Below are 20,019 nucleotides of genomic sequence, written 5' to 3' on the forward strand. Positions count from 1 at the left end.
CCCGGGCTTCGAGCCTCGGGTCTCGGGTCTCAGGCCCCAGGTCTCAGCTGTCGAAGCCCAGCCCCAGGCGGTCCATCGTCCGCAGCCACAGGTTGCGCCGGCCCTCGTGCTCGTCGGCGCGGGCCAGGGACCACTTGGTGAGCGCGATGCCGGTCCAGGCGAACGGCTCGGGCGGGAACGGCAGCGGCTTCCTGCGCACCATCTCCAGCTCGGTGCGCTCGGTCCGCTCACCCGCCAGCAGGTCGAGCATCACCTCGGCGCCGAAGCGGGTCGCGCCCACGCCGAGGCCCGTGTAGCCGGCCGCGTAGGCGACCTTCCCCTGGTGGGCGGTGCCGAAGAACGCCGAGAAGCGCGAGCAGGTGTCGATCGCCCCGCCCCAGGCGTGGGTGAAGCGGACACCCTCGAGCTGCGGGAAGCAGGTGAAGAAGTGGCCGGCCAGCTTGGCGTAGGTCTCGGGGCGGTCGTCGTACTCCGCGCGCACCCGGCCGCCGTACGGGTAGATCGCGTCGTAGCCGCCCCACAGGATGCGGTTGTCGGCCGACAGCCGGAAGTAGTGGAACTGGTTCGCCTCGTCACCGAGGCCCTGGCGGTTCTTCCAGCCGATCGACGCCATCCGCTCGGCGCTGAGCGGCTCGGTCATCAGGGCGTAGTCGTAGACCGGGACGGTGTACGAGCGCACCCGCTTGACCAGGCTGGGGAAGACGTTGGTGCCGAGCGCGACGCGGCGGGCCCTGATCCGGCCGTAGGGCGTGCGCACGGACATCCCGGCGCCGTACGGTCTCAGGGTCAGGGCGGGGGTGCGCTCGTAGACGCGCACGCCGAGGCGCACGCAAGCCTGCTTCAGGCCCCAGGCGAGCTTGGCCGGGTGGACCATGGCGACGCCCCGGCGGTCCCACAGGCCGGCCTCGAAGGCCGGTGAGGCGACCTGCTCGCGCACCGCGTCACGGTCGAGGAACTCGTGTCCCTCGGCCAGGCCGTGCTCCTGCATCTGCCCGTACCAGTCCTTCAGTTCCCTGGCCTGGTACGGCTCGGTGGCGACGTCGAGTTCGCCGGTGCGCTCGAACTCGCAGTCGATGGAGTGGCGGGCGACCGTCTCCTCGATGGCGTCGAGGTTGCGGGCGCCCAGCTCCTCCAGCTTGTGGATCTCCTTCGGCCAGCGGGCCAGGCCGTTGGCCAGTCCGTGCGTGAGGGAGGCGGCGCAGAAGCCGCCGTTGCGACCGGAGGCGGCCCAGCCCACCTCGCGGCCCTCCACCAGCACCACGTCCGTGTCGGGGTCGCGCTCCTTGGCGATCAGCGCGGTCCACAGTCCGCTGTAACCACCCCCGACCACCAGCAGGTCGCAGGTCTCGGCACCGGTCAGCGCCGGTTCCGGGCGGGGCCTGCCGGGGTCGTCCAGCCAGTACGGGACCGGCTGGGCCTCGGAGAGGGATGTGGTCCAGTCGTTCTCACGGCTCATGGCGCTACGGGCCATGATTTCAACTCCCTACAGAGTCAATTTCGTCAGTGCGGTGGGAGGGTGTCAGGCCTTCTGCCTGGCCCGGCGGTTGGCGACGGCCATGGAGACCAGGACGATCAGCACGGCGATGACGAACATGGCCGTACCGATGACGTTGATCTGGACGGGTGTGCCGCGCTGCGCCGAACCCCAGACGAACATCGGGAAGGTCACGGTCGAGCCCGCGTTGAAGTTCGTGATGATGAAGTCGTCGAACGACAGCGCGAAGGCGAGCATCGCGCCCGCGGCGATACCGGGGGCCGCGATCGGCAGGGTGACCCGGAGGAAGGTCTGCACCGGTCCGGCGTACAGGTCCTGCGCGGCCTGCTCCAGCCTCGGGTCCATCGACATCACGCGCGCCTTGACGGCGACGACGACGAAGCTGAGGCAGAACATGATGTGCGAGATCAGGATGGTCCAGAAGCCGAGCTGCGCGCCCATGTTGAGGAACAGGGTGAGCAGCGAGGCCGCCATGACCACCTCGGGCATCGCCATCGGCAGGAAGATCAGCGAGCTCACGGTGCCCCGCGCGCGGAAGCGGTAGCGGACCAGCGCGAAGGCGATCATCGTGCCGAGGGCGGTGGCGCCGATCGTGGCCCAGACGGCGATCTGGAGGCTGATCGACAGTGATCCGCACATGTCGGCGACACCGCACGGGTCCTTCCAGGCGTCCATGGAGAACGCCTGCCACTGGTAGTTGAAGCGGCCCTTCGGCTTGTTGAAGGAGAAGACCGTGACGATGACGTTCGGCAGGAGCAGGTATCCGAGCGTCAGCAGTCCGGCGAGGACGACGAGGTGGCGCTTGAGCCAGTTGACGAAGGCCATTTAAACCAGATCCTCCGTGCCGGACTTGCGGATGTAGATGGTGATCATGGCGAGGATCGCGGCCATGAGGATGAAGGACAGGGCCGCGGCCGTCGGATAGTCCAGGATCCTCAGGAACTGCGTCTGGATGACGTTGCCGACCATGCGGGTGTCGGTGGAGCCGAGCAGGTCCGCGTTGACGTAGTCGCCGGCCGCCGGGATGAAGGTCAGCAGCGTGCCGGAGACCACGCCCGGCATCGACAGCGGGAAGGTGACCTTGCGGAAGGTGGTGAACGGCTTGGCGTACAGGTCGCCCGCCGCCTCGTGCAGCCGCGAGTCGATGCGCTCCAGCGAGGTGTACAGCGGCAGGATCATGAACGGCAGGAAGTTGTACGTCAGACCGCACACCACCGCCATCGGGGTGGCGAGCACCCGGTCGCCCGCGGTCCAGCCGAGCCAGTTGGTGACATCCAGGACGTGCAGCGCGTTGAGGGCGCCCACGACCGGGCCGCCGTCGGCGAGGATCGTCTTCCAGGCCAGGGTCCGGATCAGGAAGCTGGTGAAGAACGGCGCGATCACAAGGATCATGATCAGGTTGCGCCAGCGGCCCGCGCGGAAGGCGATGAGATACGCCAGCGGGTAGCCGAGCAGCAGGCACAGGATCGTCGCCGAGGCCGCGTACAGGACCGAGCGGACGAACTGCGGCCAGTACTGGGACAGCGCGTCCCAGTAGGTCGCGAAGTGCCAGGTGACCTCGTAGCCGTGCTCCAGGGAGCCGGTCTGCACGGACGTGGACGCCTGGTAGATCATCGGCAGCGCGAAGAAGACGACCAGCCACAGGATGCCGGGCAGCAGCAGCCAGTACGGCGTGAGGCGGCCCCGCCTGCGCGGCGGTCTCGTCTGCTGGGCGGCGGGCGGCGAGGGCGCCTCGGTGACGGCGGCCATCAGGCTGCGTCCTCCTCGACACTCTCGACGCCGGCGTCGATATCCTGAGCCGCGTCCAGGCCGAACGTGTGGGCCGGGTTCCAGTGCAGGACGACCTCGGCGCCGGGCACCAGGCGGGCGTCGCGGTCGATGTTCTGGGCGTAGACCTCGAAATCGGGGCAGACGGGGCTGTCGATCACGTACTGCGTGGAGACGCCGATGAAGCTCGACTCGGAGATCCGGCCGGTGATGCGGTTGCGGCCGTCGGGTATCCCGCCCGCGTCGTCGGCGTGGGTCAGCGAGATCTTCTCCGGGCGGACGCCCACGAGCACCTTGCCGCCGGTCGCCGCCGGGGCGGAACATCGCGCCCGGGGCAGGAACAGCTTGCCGCCGCCCGCCTTCAGGACGACCTCCTCGCCGCTGCTGGAGTCGACCTCGGCCTCGATCAGGTTGGAGGTGCCGAGGAAGTTCGCGACGAACGTCGTCTGCGGGTTCTCGTAGAGGTCGGTGGGCGAGCCGAGCTGCTCCACCCGTCCGCCGTTCATCACGGCGACCGTGTCGGCCATGGTCATGGCCTCTTCCTGGTCGTGCGTGACGTGGATGAAGGTGATGCCGACCTCGGTCTGGATGCGCTTGAGCTCCAGCTGCATCTGCCGGCGCAGCTTCAGGTCCAGGGCGCCGAGCGGCTCGTCCAGCAGCAGCACCTTGGGGTGGTTGATCAGCGCGCGGGCGACCGCGACGCGCTGCTGCTGGCCGCCGGAGAGCTGGTGCGGCTTCTTGCGGGCCTGCTCGCCCAGCTGCACCAGGTCGAGCATCTCCTCGACCTGCTTCTTCACCGACTTGATGCCGCGCCGGCGCAGACCGAAGGCGACGTTCTCGAAGATGTCGAGGTGCGGGAAGAGGGCGTAGGACTGGAAGACCGTGTTCACCGGGCGTTTGTACGGCGGCAGGTGCGTCACGTCCTGGTCGCCGAGGTGCACGGTGCCCTGCGTGGGCTCCTCCAGACCCGCGATCATGCGCAGGGTGGTGGTCTTGCCGCAGCCGGAAGCACCGAGCAGGGCGAAGAATGACCCCTGCGGCACGGTCAGGTCCAGCGGGTGTACGGCGGTGAAGGCGCCGTAGCGCTTGCCGATCTGGGAGAGGCGGACGTCGCCGCTGTTGTCTTTCGTCGTCATTCTCGTCACGCCCCTGTGAGCTTCGCGAACTTCGCTTCGTAGGCCGCCTCTTCCTTGTCGCTCAAGGCGCGGAAGGAGTGGGACCTGGCCACCATGTCCTTGGTGGGGAAGATCAGCGGGTTGTCCGCCGCCGACTTGTCGATCTTGGCCAGTTCCTCGCGCGCCCCGTCGACGGGGCTGATGAAGGCTGTGTATGCGACGAGCTGGGCGGCCTGCTTCGGCTGGTAGTAGAAGTCGATCAGCCGTTCGGCGTTGGCCTTGTGGCGGGCCCCGCGGGGAACCATCAGGTTGTCGTTGGCCACCGTGAATCCGGCCTCCGGAAGGATGTAGTCGACATCGGCGCTGTCCGACTGGAGCTGGACGATGTCACCGCCCCAGGCGAGGCACACGGCGACGTCGCCCTTGCTCAGGTCGGACGTGTAGTCGTTGCCGGTGAAGCGGCGTATCTGCCCCTTGTCGACGGCCTTCTGCAGGCGGGCGATCGCCGCGTCGTAGTCGTCGTCGGTGAACTTCGCCGGGTCCTTGCCCATGTCGATCAGCATCATGCCCATGGTGTCGCGCATCTCCGACAGGAAGGCGACCCGGCCCTTGAGCTTGGGGTTGTCCAGCATGTCGGAGATCGACTTCACCTCGATGCCGTCGAGCGCCTTCTTGTTGTAGGCGATGACGTTCGAGACACCCTGGTAGGGGTAGGAATAGGCGCGTCCCGGGTCCCAGTCCGGGCCGCGGAACTGCTGGGACAGGTTGGCGAAGGCGTGCGGCAGGTTCGCCGGGTCCAGCTTCTCCACCCAACCCAGCCGGATCATCCGGGCGGCCAGCCAGTCGGTGAGAACCATGAGGTCCCGGCCCGTGTCCTGGCCGGAGGCGAGCTGCGGCTTGATCTTGCCGAAGAACTCGTTGTTGTCGTTGATGTCCTCGGTGTACTTGACCTTGATGCCGGTCTGCCGGGTGAACTCGTCGAGCGTGGGGTGCTGCTTGCCGCTCTCGTCGACGTCGATGTACACGGGCCAGTTGGAGAAGTTCACGGCCTTCTCCTTGGCCGAGTGGTCCTCGGCGGAGGTGCCGCCCTGTGCCTGGCCGGCCGGGGGGATCCCGCAGGCGCTCAGCGCCCCGAGTCCCCCGACCGTGAGCGCGCCGCCCGCTGAGGCGCGCAGCAGCGAACGGCGGCTGAAAGAAGCCCTGCCGTTGCGGAAGCTGCGCTGCACGGCGGCCAGCTGGGCCGGGGTGAGGCGGTCGGGCTCGTACTGCTCCATGCGCGTGGTGCCCTTTCGGGAAGGTGGCCTGAATCGTGGCCTGGTCGTTGCTATCGGTCCCCGAAGATCGTGCGGTGCCAGTCCTTGCGGGCCACCGCCGTGTTGTCGAACATGACGTGCTTGATCTGCGTGTATTCCTCGAACGAGTACGAGGACATGTCCTTGCCGAAGCCGGACTGCTTATAACCGCCGTGCGGCATCTCGCTGATGATCGGAATGTGGTCGTTGACCCATACGCACCCCGCCTTGATCTCCCGCGTCGCGCGGTTGGCCCGGTAGACGTCCCGGCTCCACGCCGAGGCCGCCAGACCGTACGGGGTGTCGTTGGCCAGACGGATCCCCTCATCATCACTGTCGAACGGCAGTACGACCAGTACCGGACCGAAGATCTCCGACTGGACGATCTCGCTGTCCTGCGCCGCGTCCGCGACGAGAGTGGGGCGATAGTACGCCCCGGCCTCGAGGGCGCCCCGGGGAGCCTCACCGCCGGTGACCACGCGTGCGTAGGCACGCGCCCGGTCGACGAAACCGGCGACACGGTCGCGCTGGACGTGCGAGATCAGCGGGCCGAGGTCGGTGCCGGCCGCGAACGGGTCGCCCAGCCGGACGGTCTCCATCAGGGCGGCCGTCCGCGCGACGAACTCCTCGTACAGGGGACGCTGCACGTACGCGCGCGTGGCGGCCGTGCAGTCCTGCCCGGTGTTGATGAGCGCGCCCGCGACCGCTCCGTTGACGGCGGCCTCCAGGTCGGCGTCGTCGAAGACCACGAAGGGCGCCTTGCCGCCGAGCTCCAGGTGCAGGCGCTTGACGGTCGCCGTGGCGATCTCGGCGACCCGCTTGCCGACGGCGGTGGAGCCGGTGAAAGACGTCATGGCCACGTCCGGGTGGCCGATCAGGTGCTCGCCCGCCACCCGGCCGGTGCCGGTGACGATGTTGATCACGCCGTCCGGGATGCCCGCGTCGGTGGCGGCCTGGGCGAACATCAGCGAGGTCAGCGGGGTCAGCTCGGCGGGCTTGAGCACGATGGTGTTGCCCGCGGCGACCGCCGGGAGGATCTTCCAGGCGGCCATCTGGAGCGGGTAGTTCCAGGGCGCGATGGAGCCGACGACGCCGATGGGCTCACGGCGGACGTAGGACGTGTGGTCGCCGGAGAACTCGCCGGCCGCCTGACCCTGAAGATGCCGGGCGGCGCCCGCGAAGAAGGCGGCGTTGTCGATCGTGCCCGGCACGTCGAACTCACGGGTCAGCTTCAGCGGCTTGCCGCACTGGAGGGACTCGGCGCGGGCGAAGTCCTCCGCCCGGTCGGCGAGCACGGCCGCGAAGCGGTGCAGCGCGTCCGAGCGGTCGCCGGGCGTGGCGCCCGCCCAGCCGGGGAACGCCTCGCGCGCGGCGGCCACCGCGGCGTCGACGTCCTCGGGTCCGGCCAGCTCGTAGGTGAAGACCTCGTCGCCGGTGGCAGGGTCGACGACCGCGTGGCTGCTGCCCGAGGTGCCCTTGGTCAGCCGGCCGGAGATGTACTGCGCGCCGTCCGCGAAGCGGTCCTGCGCCGGGAATCGGTCCGGGGTTGCGGTGCCCGGGTTGTACATGTCGCTCTCCTCCGCCGTCGCTCCTCGGTCTCCGAGGGTGGGTGGCGTAGCTCCAGCTCGATTTGAGTGCCGATCCTGGCAGAGGACAGGGGCCGCAACAAGTGATTCCGTTGTTGCCTTTTGGTTACGCGACGGAATCTGTCGACCAGGTGTCGAGTCGGCACGGAAAAGGCAGGACGGTGTGTCAGTGGTGCGTGCCACACTCGCGTGCATGGGGAACATCGACTCCTGGCAGGCTCTGACCAGGGAAGTCAGCGCGGGAAGGCGCGTGCGCTACCTGCACTTCTGGGGACATCGGCCGCACCCGGACGGCCGGGTCGGACCGAGCTGTCTGAGTCAGTGGTGGCCGTCGCCGTTCACGGTGGACGCGGTGCCGTACGCGACCGCGGAGCACTGGATGATGGCCGGCAAGGCGCGGCTGTTCGGGGACGCCGAGGCGGAGCGGCGGGTGCTGGCCGCGCGGCATCCGGCCGAGGCCAAGAAGGAGGGGCGGCTCGTGCGCGGCTTCGACGAGCGCGTATGGGAGCGCGAGCGGTTCCGGATCGTGGTGGACGGCAGCGTCCACAAGTTCGCCGCCCACCCCGCGCTGCGCGAGTTCCTGCTGGCCACGGGCGAGCGAGTGCTGGTGGAGGCCAGTCCGGTGGACCGGATATGGGGCATCGGACTGGCCGCGGGCGACGAGGCGGCGGCCGATCCGGAGCGCTGGCGCGGGCCGAACCTGCTGGGCTTCGCCCTGATGGAGGCACGCGAGCGGCTGCGGGCCGGTACCGGTACGCGGGCGAGCTGACCGGCCCGCGCGGAGTGCGGGCCGGCCCCGGTGTCAGCGGTCGGTCAGGACGGTCACGGCCGGCAGGGGGGCGCGGGCACCCTCGTCCGGGGAGCTGTCCGAGACCTCGACGGTGTTGACATAGACGACGCCGAGGATCACCAGGGCGAGCGTGACGACGCCGAGGACGATACCGATGATTCCCGTGATCAGGCCGGCCTGGGCCTGGCCGCGGTTGTTGGCCTCGCCCCGATCGGCCTTACGGCGGCCCTTGACGCCGAAGACCACGGCGAGGACCCCGAGCACCACGCTGAAGATGCCGTAGACGCAGAACATCACGCAGGACAGGATGCCGAGCACCATGGCGGCGGTGCCCATCCCGTTCTGCGGGGGCATCGGCATGCCGGGCCAGCCCTGGCCCGCTGCCGGATAGGCGGGGTAGCCGTACCCGCCGGGGACCGGGCCGGTGGTCATGCCCGGACCGGTGGGCGCGACGGGCGGCGGCGGTACGGAGCCCGCGGTGGGAGCGCCGTAGCCGGGTGACGGAAAACCGGCCCCCGGCATCGAGATCATCGTCTCCTGGTCGTGCACGGAGGGCGGGGGGAAGCCGGACGGCTGCTCCGGCCCGGAAGGCTGCGCCGGGGCCGACGGGTTCTTCTCCAGAGAGGGTCTGCTACCGGGCGGCGCCCATGGATCCTCGGCTCCCGCTCCACCGCCGGCCTGCGTTCCGTCCGTCATGTCCTCGTCTCCCCCTCGATCGATCGCCCCGCCATGCTAAGGCCTGGCCGGCGCGGGCGGACCGCCGGGCACCGGGCGGCTCCGCCGCCGCTCAGGGAGGCGGGCCGGTGGCCACGGCGAGGCATGCGCCTACGATGACGGTGCTCACCGATCAGCCGATCACCCGCGCCGCGCCCGAGGGCCCGCGGCGCCCTTCCCGGGGAGGGAACCCTTGACCGACCAGTACGCACCCCGTGGCCCGCACACGCTGCTCGACCCGCAGGCGCCACGTGACCGGCAGGCCTTCATCGCCGGACTGCCCAAGGCCGAACTGCACGTGCACCACGTCGGCTCCGCCTCCCCCCGGATCGTCTCCGAGCTGGCCGCCCGCCACCCCGACTCCAAGGTGCCCACCGACCCCGAGGCCCTGACCGACTACTTCACCTTCACGGACTTCGCCCACTTCATCGAGGTGTACCTGTCCGTCGTGGACCTGATCCGCACCCCGGAGGACGTCCGGCTGCTGACCTACGAGGTGGCCCGCGACCTGGCCCGGCAGCAGGTCCGCTACGCGGAGCTCACCATCACGCCGTTCTCCTCCACTCGGCGGGGCATCGACGAGCGCGCCTTCATGGACGCGATCGAGGACGCCCGCAAGGCGGCGGAGTCCGAGTTCGGGACCGTACTGCGCTGGTGCTTCGACATCCCCGGCGAGGCCGGACTGGAGTCGGCCGAGGAGACCGCCCGGCTCGCCACCGACGACCGGCTGCGCCCGGAGGGCCTGGTCTCGTTCGGGCTCGGCGGGCCCGAGATCGGAGTACCGCGGCCCAAGTTCAAGCCCTACTTCGACCGGGCGATCGCCGCCGGGCTGCGCTCCGTCCCGCACGCCGGCGAGACCACCGGGCCCCAGACGGTGTGGGACGCGCTGACCGAACTGCGTGCCGAGCGCATCGGCCACGGCACCAGCTCCGCCCAGGACCCGAAGCTGCTCGCCCACCTCGCCGAGCACCGCATCCCGCTGGAGGTCTGCCCGACCTCCAACATCGCCACCCGGGCGGTGCGCACCATCGAGGAGCACCCCATCAAGGAGTTCGCCCGCGCCGGGGTCCTCGTCACCGTCAACTCCGACGACCCGCCGATGTTCGGCACGGACCTCAACAACGAGTACGCCGTGGCCGGCCGGCTGCTCGACCTCGACGAGCGGGGTCTGGCCGAGCTGGCCAAGAACGCGGTGCACGCCTCCTTCATGGACCCGGCCGGCAAGGCACGCGTCGCTGGCGAGATCGACGCCTACACCGCACGGTGGCTCGCGCCCTGAGCGGGACCCGGCGGGACACAATGGGGCACATGCAGACCGTGACCGCCGTGGCACACCGCGGCGACCCCTACCGTTTCCGTGAGAACACCGTCGGCTCGCTGCGCTCCGCGTTCGACCAGGGCGCGGACGCGGTCGAGATCGACGTACGGCTGACCCGGGACGGTGTCCCGGTGCTGCTCCACGACGAGTCGCTGAAGCGGCTGTGGGCCCACGACCGGCCGCTGCACGCGCTGTCCGCGGCGGAGGTGCGCGATGTGACGGACGGTCTGGTGCCCACGCTGGAGGACGCGCTCACCGCGACGGGCGACGGCCGGGTGATGATCGACCTGCCGGGCCCGGCCCGCCCGCGGGCGGTGCGGCGGATCGTCGACGTGGTCGACGCGTGCGGGGCCCGGGACCGCGTGTACTACTGCGCGGGCGCCGAGGCCATGCTCGCCGTGCGCGCCGCCGACCCGGCCGCCGAGATCGCGCTGACCTGGACGACCCTCGCGCCGCCGCGGGCCGGGCTGCTGGACGCGGTGCGGCCCCGGTGGCTGAACTACCGCTTCACGCTGGTGGACCGGGACCTCGCCGCCCGCGTCCACCGCGGCGGCCACCTGCTGTCCGTCTGGACCCCCGACACCCGCCGCTCCCTGCGCCGTCTGCTCGACCTGGGCGTCGACTCGATCACGACCAACCGCGTCGACCTGCTGCACACCCTGCGCACCGGTCGAACCGCGGCACCGTAGGGGGGCGGCCCCGAACAGCACCCCGGTGCGGTCCGTCACTTGGTCCGGGTCGCGTCGGGGACGGCTGCCCTCCCCGGCGACGATCCGCCGGGCGCCGCACGCTCCGGATCAGTGCAGAAGCCCCGGGCTTCAGCCCGAGGTGCAAGTCAAAGGCCGACGATGGCGTTCCAGCGCTTGGCGAAGTCCACGCGTTCCTCGGAGGACATGTCGCGGGCGATGGCGAGGCGCTTGCGCATGGTCGCGTCGGGGAAGATCAGCGGGTTCTCGGCGAGTTCGGCGGTGTCCTTGTCCTTGGAGTCGGCGAGCACGCCCTGCGCCGCCGGGACGGGGCAGACGTAGTTGACCCAGGTGGCGAGTTCCGCGGCCACCTCGGGGTCGTAGTAGTAGTCGATCAGGCGTTCCGCGTTGGCCTTGTGCCCGGCCCGGTTGGGGATCATCCAGGAGTCCGACCACAGTTCGGCGCCCTCCTCGGGCACGACGAAGCGGATGTCGGGGTTGTCGGCCTGGAGCTGGATCACGTCGCCCGAGTAGGCCTGGCAGGCCAGGACGTCCCCGGTGACCAGGTCCTTGGTGTAGTCGTTGCCGGTGAAGCGGCGGATCTGGCCCTTGTGGACCTGCCGCTCCACCTGGTCGCAGACCTTGTCGAAGTCGCGGGTCCTCCACTTGGTGATGTCCACGCCGTTGGCCTGCATCAGCAGGGCGAACGCCTCGTCCAGGCCGGACAGCAGGGTGACGCGGCCCTTGAGGTCGCTCGCCCACAGGTCGGAGACCTGGCGGATCTCGCGGCCGAGCTTGCGGCGGTTGTAGGCGATGCCGGTGATGCCCGACTGGTACGGCATCGTGAACTTGCGTCCCGGGTCGAAGGCGGGGTCGCGCAGCAGCGGGTCGAGGTACTTGGCCACCTGCGGCTGACGGGCACGGTCCATCTCCTGCACCCAGCCCAGCCGGACGAACCGCGCGCACAGCCAGTCGCTGATCACGACGAGATCGCGGCCGGGGTCCTGATGGTTCATCAGCGACGGGCTGATCTTGCCGAAGAACTCGTCGTTGTCGTTGATCTCCTCGACGTAGTCGACGGCGATGCCCGAGCGCTTCTCGAAGGCCTCAAGGGTGGGCCGCCTGTTCGGGTGCTTGTCGTCGGTGTCGATGTAGAGCGGCCAGTTCGCCCAGATCAGCCGGTGGTCGTTGGCGGAGGCGTCCGGGATGGCGCGGTCACCGGGCTGGACGTAGGCGGCGGGCACCCCGCAGCCGGCGAGCGCACCGAGCGCGGCCGTGCCGCCCAGGGCGCGCAGCAGGGACCGGCGGGAGAGCGGGGGCGTCTTCGGAGTCTTGGGCACCGGCCAAGGATGCCGTCCCTGTCCGCGGCCGGACAATCGACGCAGCGTCGAGCACGCCGGGAGGGACCCGACACCTTGTCGATCAACGCCCGGCCGCACCTCGGGCTTCCCGCCGCGGACGCACCGCGGCCCCGGACGGTCCGTCCTCCGTCCGGGGCCGCGAGCGGGCGAACCGCCCGGCCGGCGTGTCACGCGTCGAGCGACGTCATGACGTGCTTGATGCGCGTGTAGTCCTCGAAGCCGTACGCCGACAGGTCCTTGCCGTAGCCGGACTTCTTGAAGCCGCCGTGCGGCATCTCGGCGACCAGCGGGATGTGGGTGTTGATCCACACGCAGCCGAAGTCGAGCCTCTTGGACATCCGCATGGCGCGGGAGTGGTCCTTGGTCCACACCGACGAGGCCAGCGCGTACTCGACGCCGTTGGCCCACTCCACGGCCTGGTCCTCGTCCGAGAAGGACTGCACGGTGATGACCGGGCCGAAGACCTCCCTCTGGATGATCTCGTCGTCCTGCTTCAGGCCCGAGACGACGGTCGGGGCGTAGAAGTAGCCCTTGTCGCCGACCTGGTGGCCGCCGGCCTCGACCTTGGCGTGGGCGGGCAGCCGCTCGATGAAGCCCGCCACCTGCTTGAGCTGGTTGGGGTTGTTGAGCGGGCCGAACAGGACGTCCTCGTCGTCCGGCTGCCCGGTCTTCGTCTCGGCCGCGGCCTTGGCGAGCGCGGAGACGAACGCGTCGTGGATGGACTCGTGCACGAGGACGCGGGTGGCGGCCGTGCAGTCCTGGCCGGCGTTGAAGAAGCCGGCGACCGAGATGTCCTCGACGGCCTTGTCGATGTCGGTGTCCTCGAACACCACGACCGGGGCCTTGCCGCCCAGCTCCAGGTGGACGCGCTTGAGGTCCTTGGAGGCCGACTCGGCGACCGACATGCCGGCGCGCACGGAACCGGTGATGGAGGCCATCGCCGGGGTCGGGTGCTCCACCATCAGACGGCCGGTGTCGCGGTCGCCGCAGATGACGTTGAAGACGCCCTTGGGCAGGACCGAGCCGATGATGTCGGCGATCAGGACCGTGGAGGCCGGGGTGGTGTCCGACGGCTTCAGGACCACCGTGTTGCCCGCGGCGAGCGCCGGGGCGAACTTCCACACGGCCATCATCATCGGGTAGTTCCACGGCGCGACCTGCGCGCAGACGCCGATCGGCTCGCGGCGGACGATCGAGGTCAGCCCCTCCATGTACTCGCCGGCCGAGCGGCCCTCGAGCATCCGCGCCGCACCCGCGAAGAAGCGGATCTGGTCGACCATCGGCGGGATCTCCTCGGAGCGGGTCAGCCCGATGGGCTTGCCCGTGTTCTCCACCTCGGCCGCGATCAGTTCCTCGGCGCGCTCCTCGAAGGCGTCCGCGATCTTCAGCAGAGCCTTCTGGCGCTCGGCCGGGGTGGTGTCGCGCCAGCCCGGGAAGGCCGCGGCGGCGGCGGCCATGGCGGCGTCGACGTCCGCCTGCCCGGAGAGCGGCGCGGTCGCGTACGCGTCGCCGGTCGCGGGGTTGACCACCTCGGTGGTCCGTCCGTCGGCGGCGTCGCGGAACTCGCCGTCGATGTAGTTACGGAGCTTGCGCAGCCGTCCCAGCTCGGTGCTCACTGCCCGGCCCTCCTGGTCCTGTTCAAGATGTCCCATCGCTGAGGCACCCACCCTAGTCCGCGGTGCCACGTTTTCAACACCCCTGCCAGCGCGAGTTCTGCGAAATCCGCACGTCTTGGTGTCGCAAACAACGAATTTCATCGCCCCGACCTTGCGGAACGGTCGATACGTCGTGCAGAGTATGGTCGTGCCCAGTCGAAGCGCAGAGCAGAGGGATCCCCGCGAGTCCAGGAACGGCAGCAGCCCGAACCTGGACGCCGTCTCCCTCGCCATCATCGAGCAGTTGCAGGAGGACGGCCGCCGTCCGTACGCCGCCATCGGCAAGGCCGTCGGCCTGTCCGAGGCCGCCGTGCGCCAGCGCGTCCAGAAGCTGCTCGACCAGGGCGTGATGCAGATCGTCGCCGTGACCGACCCGCTCACCGTGGGCTTCCGCCGGCAGGCGATGGTCGGGATCAACGTCGAGGGCGACGCGGAGTCCGTGGCCGACGCTCTGACCGGCATGTCGGAAGTCGAGTACGTGGTGATGACCGCGGGCTCGTTCGACATCCTCGCCGAGATCGTCTGCGAGGACGACGACCAGCTGCTGGACGTCATCAACAAACGCATCCGGGCGCTGCCCGGCGTGCGCTCCACCGAGAGCTTCGTCTACCTCAAGCTCAAGAAGCAGACCTACATGTGGGGAACCCGATAACCGTGAGCAAGGACCTCAGCCGTACCGCGTACGATCACCTGTGGATGCACTTCACCCGCATGTCCTCGTACGAGAACGCCCCCGTGCCGACGATCGTGCGCGGCGAGGGCACCTACATCTACGACGACAAGGGCAGGCGCTACCTCGACGGTCTCGCGGGTCTGTTCGTGGTCCAGGCCGGTCACGGCCGCACGGAGCTGGCCGAGACCGCGTCCAAGCAGGCGCAGGAGCTGGCGTTCTTCCCCGTCTGGTCCTACGCCCACCCCAAGGCCGTCGAGCTGGCCGAGCGTCTGGCGCACCACGCCCCGGGCGACCTGAACAAGGTCTTCTTCACCACCGGCGGCGGCGAGGCGGTCGAGACCGCCTGGAAGCTCGCCAAGCAGTACTTCAAGCTGGTCGGCAAGCCCACCAAGTACAAGGTCATATCCCGCGCGGTCGCCTACCACGGCACACCGCAGGGCGCCCTGTCCATCACCGGCCTGCCGGGCCTGAAGGCGCCGTTCGAGCCGCTGGTTCCGGGCGCGCACAAGGTGCCGAACACCAACATCTACCGCGCCCCGATCTTCGGTGACGACCCGGAGGCCTTCGGCCGCTGGGCCGCCGACCAGATCGAGCAGCAGATCCTCTTCGAGGGCCCCGACACGGTCGCCGCGGTCTTCCTGGAGCCGGTGCAGAACGCCGGCGGCTGCTTCCCGCCGCCGCCCGGATACTTCCAGCGCGTGCGCGAGATCTGCGACCAGTACGACGTGCTGCTCGTCTCCGACGAGGTCATCTGCGCCTTCGGCCGCCTGGGCACCACCTTCGCCTGTGACAAGTTCGGCTACGTCCCGGACATGATCACCTGTGCCAAGGGCATGACCTCGGGCTACTCCCCGATCGGCGCGTGCATCGTCTCCGACCGCCTGGCCGAGCCGTTCTACAAGGGCGACAACACCTTCCTGCACGGCTACACCTTCGGCGGCCACCCGGTCTCCGCCGCGGTGGGCCTGGCCAACCTCGACCTGTTCGAGCGCGAGGGCCTCAACCAGCACGTGCTGGACAACGAGGGCGCCTTCCTCTCCACCCTGCAGAAGCTGCACGACCTGCCGATCGTCGGCGACGTCCGCGGCAACGGCTTCTTCTACGGCATCGAGCTGGTGAAGGACAAGCACACCAAGGAGTCCTTCAACGAGGAGGAGACCGAGCGGGTCCTGTACGGCTTCCTCTCCAAGGCGCTGTTCGACAACGGTCTGTACTGCCGTGCCGACGACCGCGGCGACCCGGTCATCCAGCTCGCCCCGCCGCTGATCTCCAACCAGGAGACCTTCGACGAGATCGAGCAGATCCTGCGCGCGACCCTGACGGAGGCGTGGACCAAGCTGTGACCGCGGCGGCCCGACGGCCACGCGAAAGCCGCACACCTGCGATCAGCTGATCATCACCGGCCCCGGTGTCGACCGTTCGAGTGAGAAACGGCGGCCCGGGGCCGTGTGCTGTCCGGGCTCCTGACAGGGGCTGCCTAGCGTGCTGTTGACGCGTCACTCTGCGTCGGACCGGCTCCGTGACCCGAGGTCTTCGAACTCGTTCGCCCGTACGGGGGACACGGCACGGCATTCCCGATGAGAACCGAGGTGTACGCCCATGGACGTCCCACCGGAGAACGAGGTGCTCTGGGCGCGGGCCCTGCACTACACCCACGACGACGGCTCGCCCGCTCTCGGCGGCGTCTCCCTCGGTGTGGCGCAGGGCGAGATCCTCGCCGTGAGCGGGCCGAGCGGCAGCGGCAAGACCACCCTGCTGCGGTGCCTGTCCGGCATGACGCGGGTGCGGCGCGGCGAGGTCTGGTTCAACAGCGTTCCCCTGCACAGCCTCGGCCCGCTGGCCCGTGAACGGCTGCGCAGGGACCGGTTCGGCTGGGTCGACCCCGCGCCCGTGCTCGTACCGGAGCTGAACGTCTGGGAGAACACGGCCCTGCCCCTGATGCTGCGCGGCACCAGCCGGCGGCGGGCCAAGGCGGCCGCCCTGGAGTGGCTGGAGCGCCTCGACGTCGGCGACCTGGCGCGGATGCGCCCGCACCGGCTGCGCCAGGCCGAACGCCAGCGCGTCTGCATCGCCCGCGCGCTCGCCCCCTTCCCCACGGTGCTGTTCGCGGACGAGCCGACGGCCCCGCTGCACCGCGCCGACCGCGCCCATGTGCTGCGCACGCTCACCACCGCGGCGCGCTCGCACGGCATCACGGTCGTGCTCGCCACGCACGACCCCGCGACCGCGGCCCTCGCCGACCGGAAGGTGGCGGTGCTCGACGGACGGTGCGTGAGGACCGTGCACCTGCCCCCGGTCGGCGACACCGCGGAAGGCCGGGCCGCGTGCTCGCTCTCCGTCTGATCCGCGTCGCCCGCCCGGGCGTCCAGCTGCGCCGCCTGGCGGTCGCCGCGGCGTCGGCGGGCACGGGCTTCCTGCTGCTGTCCAGCCTCGGCTACGCGCTCGGCCACCCGGAGCACGCGGCCGCGGCCGCACTGCGGCTGTCCTGGTGCGTGCTGCCTTTGGCCGCGACGCTGTACCTCGCGGTCGCGGTGGCCCGTACCGACCCGGGGACCCGTCCCCGGGTCGGTCTCTCGGCGCTCGGTCTCGGCCAGGGCCGGCTGATGGCCGTCTCGGCGGCCACCACCGCCCTGGCCTGCGGGCTCGGCTCGCTGCTCGCGCTGCTGGTCTTCGTGTACCTGCGCGGCGACGGCGCGGCGCAGGCGTTCCTCGCGGCCGGGGAGCCGCTGCCGGTGCCGGCGGTGCTGACCCTGCTGGCCGTCGTCCCCGTCCTCGCCTCCGTGGCGGTCGCGCTGGTGCTGCGCCCCCGCGAGGCGCGGCCCTCGGCGCCCGGGCCTTCGGGCCGGCGGTACGGCCGCTTCGGGGCGTACCGCCGCACCGGCACGCCGGAGACGTTCGGCGCGTACGGCCGGTTCGGCGCCCGGCTCGGCGACGGCACCGCCACGCGCCGGGGCGGCTCGGCGACGGCCTGCGCGACCCGGCCCCGGGACACGGCCGTCAGCACGGTGCGAACCGGGGACGCCCCGGCCGGGGAAGACGTGACCGGGGCGGACCTGACGGGTACGGACCTGGTCGGTGACCTGCCCCGCAGTGCCCTGACCGGCCCCGACCCGACCGGGGCCGATCCGACGGGGACCGATCCGACGGGGACCGACCGGGCCCGGACCCGCCTGACCGGAACCGAACCCGCCCTGACCGACCCGAGCGGGCCCGGCCTGGCCGGCGCGGACGTGACCGGGACCCACCTCGCCGAGACAGACCGGACCGAGGCCGACCTGGCCGCGGCGGAGCTGGCCGGGGCGTCCGGCGCGCTCGGGGGCGGCGGGGGCGAAAGTGTGCGTGACGGCTCCGGTCCCCACCGGCCACCGGCCCCGCGACAGGCGCCCGCCGGGCTCCCCTGGGGCATCGCCGTGCTCGCCGCCGGCCTGACCGTGGAGGCGTACGCCGGACAGTCCGCCGACTCCGCGGCCACCCCGGGACCGGCCCTGCCCGGCGGGCTTGCGGCCGACTCCGCCACGGTGCTCGTCGGCTGGCTGATGACCGCCCTCGGCCTCGCCCTGGCCGGCCCCGGCCTCACCCACCTGTGCGGCCGTGTGCTCCAGGCCGCGCGCCCGGGAGCCCTGCGGCTCCTTGCCGGACGCGTCCTGATGGCGGAGGCGGGCCGCGTCGGCCGCCCGCTGGGCGTGGTCTGCGCGGTGGCGTCGGGGACGTACGCCATGATCGCGGCCTACGACGGCACCGCCCGGCCGTTCGGCCCGCTGACGGCACTGGGCACGGTGCTCGTCACCGGCTGCGCCCTGGCCACCCTCCTGATCGCCGCCGTCGAGGCGAGGCAGTCCCGTGCCGACACCACCGCGGCACTGCGGCGGCTCGGCGCGCCGGCCACGATGCTCCGCTCGGCCGTCCTCCTGCGCTGCGGCGCCCTGCTGGCCCTGTTCCTCCCGCTGACCCTGGTGGTCGCCGACCTCGCCGCACTGCCGCTGCTCCCCTGAGCCACCGGCCCACCGGCTCGCCGCCGGGCCCGGAGAAGACGCACAAAAAGTCCCGGGGCCCCGATGAGTTCCGCGCCGGCCCCGGGTCTACCCCTGCGAACGGCACAGAACCGCGATGGGAGAGACCCGCCATGTACCAGCAGATGATCTTCGTGAACCTGGCGACGAACGACGTGGCCGCGTCCAGGAAGTTCTTCACCGACCTCGGCTACACCATCAACCCCCAGTTCTCCACCGACGACTGCGCCTGCGTCGTCATCAGCGACACCATTGTCGCGATGCTGCTCAGCAAGCAGCACTACGCCAACTTCACCAAGAAGGAGATCGCGGACTCGACCAGGTCCAGCGAGGTGCTGATCTGTCTGAGCGCCGAGAGCCGCGAGAAGGTCGACGAGCTGGTGGACAAGGCGGTCGCGGCCGGTGCCACCGTGAGCGGCGAGGCGCAGGACCACGGCTTCATGTACGGCCGCGCCTTCGACGACCTCGACGGCCACACCTGGGAGGTCATGTGGATGGACCCGGCGGCGGTGCAGGGCTGAGCCCGCGGGGGCGGAGGCTCACCAGGTCGGGGCGGGTGCGTCGGCACCCGCCCCGACGTCTGCCAACACGTTGAAACATTTGCCTGGTTAATATTGCGGTAAAGTCAACGCCGGTGGGAGGCTTTCGGATTGACACTCCCGCTGGAGCGCTTATAAATCTGAGCCTCCTGGGGTTTCTGTGGGTTCGGCCTCGTCGTCGCCCCAACGCCCCGCAAACCCCCCGCAATTGGGCATCCCGTGAAGGGCAAAGTGGCTATCTTGTCCATATCCCGCCGTACCGCACGCACCGTGCGCATCATCGGTGTCGCCTCCGCGTCCGCCGCTCTCGCTCTCGGCGCTGCGGGTAACGCACTCGCCTGTGACATCAAGGACTTCTCCGCCGAAGCCAAGTGTGACGGCGAGAAGAGCGTCATCCTCGTCACCGACAAGGACCCCTCCCGCACCGAGGCCGTCGTCTCCGTGTTCCTCCAGAACAACGGCGCCGACGACCACAAGGTCGGTGAACTCACGGTGAAGGGGTCCCGTGAGGGCACCACGATCACCTTCGCCGAGGACTGGGAGCCGAACGCCACCTACCGCGTCCACGTCAAGGCCGGCAAGGACGGAAAGCTGGTCAACGAGGACATCAAGCCGAACCTGATCGCTCCGGCGACCGCGTGCAAGTCCGAGAAGCCGACCGAGACGCCGTCCGAGGAGCCGACCGACTCCACCACGCCGTCTCAGCCGGAGACGGCGACGCCGGCCCCGTCGGAGTCCGCCCCGGAGTCGGAGGAGTCCCCGTCGCAGGAGGCGTCCTCGGCGCCGTCCGCCTCGGAGAGCACCACCGCTCCCGCGGGCACCGAGGCCAACGCTCCGTCGCCCGCGGTCGGTGACTCCAACCTCGCCGAGACCGGTGCCGACTCCAACACCGGCATGATCGCCGGCATCGCGGCCGCCCTGGTCGTCGTCGGCGGTGGCGCCGTGTTCTTCGGCATGCGCCGCCGTGGAGCGAACAGCAACCGCTGACGCCCCGCGCACGCCATCCGTGGCCCGCCCC

18 protein-coding genes are annotated in these 20,019 nt (G+C 70.5%); 9 read left to right on the plus strand and 9 right to left on the minus strand.

All coding sequences use genetic code 11. The annotated features are described in order from the left end of the window. Positions 1-43: 43 nt before the first annotated feature. Genes ACIOWN_RS27205 through ACIOWN_RS27230 form a run of 6 tightly spaced genes read right to left on the minus strand, consistent with a single transcriptional unit; the run spans position 44 to position 7,237 of the window. Positions 44-1,471, minus strand: coding sequence for an FAD-dependent oxidoreductase (locus ACIOWN_RS27205; RefSeq protein WP_362353405.1), 1,428 nt, complete (start codon positions 1,469-1,471; stop codon positions 44-46). Positions 1,472-1,519: 48 nt separating this feature from the next. After that, the gene (locus ACIOWN_RS27210; protein ID WP_362353407.1) at positions 1,520-2,320 is read right to left on the minus strand and encodes an ABC transporter permease; all 801 of its coding nucleotides are present in this window, start codon (positions 2,318-2,320) and stop codon (positions 1,520-1,522) included. Then, positions 2,321-3,244, minus strand: a complete 924-nt coding sequence (locus ACIOWN_RS27215; protein ID WP_362353409.1) for an ABC transporter permease — start codon at positions 3,242-3,244, stop codon at positions 2,321-2,323. It lies immediately after the preceding gene. Beyond that, complete coding sequence (locus ACIOWN_RS27220) at positions 3,244-4,398, minus strand: ABC transporter ATP-binding protein (protein ID WP_362353411.1); 1,155 nt, start codon at positions 4,396-4,398, stop codon at positions 3,244-3,246. Before ACIOWN_RS27220 ends, ACIOWN_RS27215 begins: the two co-directional genes overlap by 1 nt. A gap of 5 nt (positions 4,399-4,403) precedes the next feature. Beyond that, the gene (locus ACIOWN_RS27225; protein WP_362353413.1) at positions 4,404-5,651 is read right to left on the minus strand and encodes a spermidine/putrescine ABC transporter substrate-binding protein; all 1,248 of its coding nucleotides are present in this window, start codon (positions 5,649-5,651) and stop codon (positions 4,404-4,406) included. A gap of 50 nt (positions 5,652-5,701) precedes the next feature. Next, a complete protein-coding gene (locus ACIOWN_RS27230) occupies positions 5,702-7,237 on the minus strand; it encodes a gamma-aminobutyraldehyde dehydrogenase (protein ID WP_401983591.1) in 1,536 nt (511 codons plus the stop codon). 211 nt (positions 7,238-7,448) lie between these two features. On the opposite strand from ACIOWN_RS27230, the gene ACIOWN_RS27235 reads away from it, so the two are divergent. Beyond that, positions 7,449-8,024, plus strand: a complete 576-nt coding sequence (locus tag ACIOWN_RS27235) for an NADAR family protein (RefSeq protein WP_401983593.1) — start codon at positions 7,449-7,451, stop codon at positions 8,022-8,024. 33 nt (positions 8,025-8,057) lie between these two features. On the opposite strand, the gene ACIOWN_RS27240 is transcribed toward ACIOWN_RS27235, so the two are convergent. Continuing rightward, positions 8,058-8,741, minus strand: a complete 684-nt coding sequence (locus ACIOWN_RS27240) for a DUF4190 domain-containing protein (protein ID WP_362353419.1) — start codon at positions 8,739-8,741, stop codon at positions 8,058-8,060. Positions 8,742-8,988: 247 nt separating this feature from the next. On the opposite strand from ACIOWN_RS27240, the gene ACIOWN_RS27245 reads away from it, so the two are divergent. Continuing rightward, positions 8,989-10,038 carry an adenosine deaminase gene (locus ACIOWN_RS27245; RefSeq protein ID WP_362353569.1) on the plus strand — a complete coding sequence of 350 codons (1,050 nt, stop codon included), beginning with the start codon at positions 8,989-8,991 and terminating at the stop codon, positions 10,036-10,038. A 29-nt stretch (positions 10,039-10,067) separates the two neighbouring features. Further along, entirely contained in the window at positions 10,068-10,766 is a 699-nt protein-coding gene (locus ACIOWN_RS27250) for a glycerophosphodiester phosphodiesterase (protein WP_401983595.1), read from the plus strand. Positions 10,767-10,912: 146 nt separating this feature from the next. Here ACIOWN_RS27250 and ACIOWN_RS27255 read toward each other — a convergent pair whose 3' ends face one another. Further along, positions 10,913-12,103, minus strand: coding sequence for an extracellular solute-binding protein (locus ACIOWN_RS27255; RefSeq protein ID WP_362353423.1), 1,191 nt, complete (start codon positions 12,101-12,103; stop codon positions 10,913-10,915). A 188-nt stretch (positions 12,104-12,291) separates the two neighbouring features. Continuing rightward, positions 12,292-13,740 (minus strand): gamma-aminobutyraldehyde dehydrogenase, encoded by a 1,449-nt coding sequence (locus tag ACIOWN_RS27260; RefSeq protein WP_362353425.1) that lies wholly within the window; start codon positions 13,738-13,740, stop codon positions 12,292-12,294. 181 nt (positions 13,741-13,921) lie between these two features. Here ACIOWN_RS27260 and ACIOWN_RS27265 point away from each other — a divergent pair, with 181 nt between their 5' ends. The 6 genes from ACIOWN_RS27265 to ACIOWN_RS27290 all read left to right on the plus strand — a co-directional run bounded on the left by ACIOWN_RS27265 (position 13,922) and on the right by ACIOWN_RS27290 (position 19,988). Then, positions 13,922-14,431, plus strand: a complete 510-nt coding sequence (locus tag ACIOWN_RS27265; RefSeq protein ID WP_362353571.1) for an Lrp/AsnC family transcriptional regulator — start codon at positions 13,922-13,924, stop codon at positions 14,429-14,431. Next, complete coding sequence (locus ACIOWN_RS27270; RefSeq protein WP_401983597.1) at positions 14,416-15,795, plus strand: aspartate aminotransferase family protein; 1,380 nt, start codon at positions 14,416-14,418, stop codon at positions 15,793-15,795. The genes ACIOWN_RS27265 and ACIOWN_RS27270 overlap by 16 nt, the downstream gene beginning before the upstream one ends. A gap of 256 nt (positions 15,796-16,051) precedes the next feature. Next, complete coding sequence (locus ACIOWN_RS27275; RefSeq protein WP_401983599.1) at positions 16,052-16,795, plus strand: ABC transporter ATP-binding protein; 744 nt, start codon at positions 16,052-16,054, stop codon at positions 16,793-16,795. Further along, positions 16,777-18,444, plus strand: coding sequence for a hypothetical protein (locus ACIOWN_RS27280; protein WP_401983600.1), 1,668 nt, complete (start codon positions 16,777-16,779; stop codon positions 18,442-18,444). The genes ACIOWN_RS27275 and ACIOWN_RS27280 overlap by 19 nt, the downstream gene beginning before the upstream one ends. A 131-nt stretch (positions 18,445-18,575) precedes the next feature. Beyond that, positions 18,576-18,983: a VOC family protein gene (locus tag ACIOWN_RS27285; protein ID WP_362353432.1), complete on the plus strand. Its 408-nt coding sequence runs from the start codon at positions 18,576-18,578 to the stop codon at positions 18,981-18,983. Positions 18,984-19,241: 258 nt separating this feature from the next. Beyond that, on the plus strand, positions 19,242-19,988 hold the full coding sequence (locus tag ACIOWN_RS27290; RefSeq protein WP_401983601.1) for an LAETG motif-containing sortase-dependent surface protein: 747 nt from the start codon (positions 19,242-19,244) through the stop codon (positions 19,986-19,988). Positions 19,989-20,019 lie beyond the last annotated feature (31 nt).

This window comes from Streptomyces sp. NPDC087787 (genome assembly GCF_044743035.1).
Classification (GTDB): Bacteria; Actinomycetota; Actinomycetes; order Streptomycetales; family Streptomycetaceae; genus Streptomyces.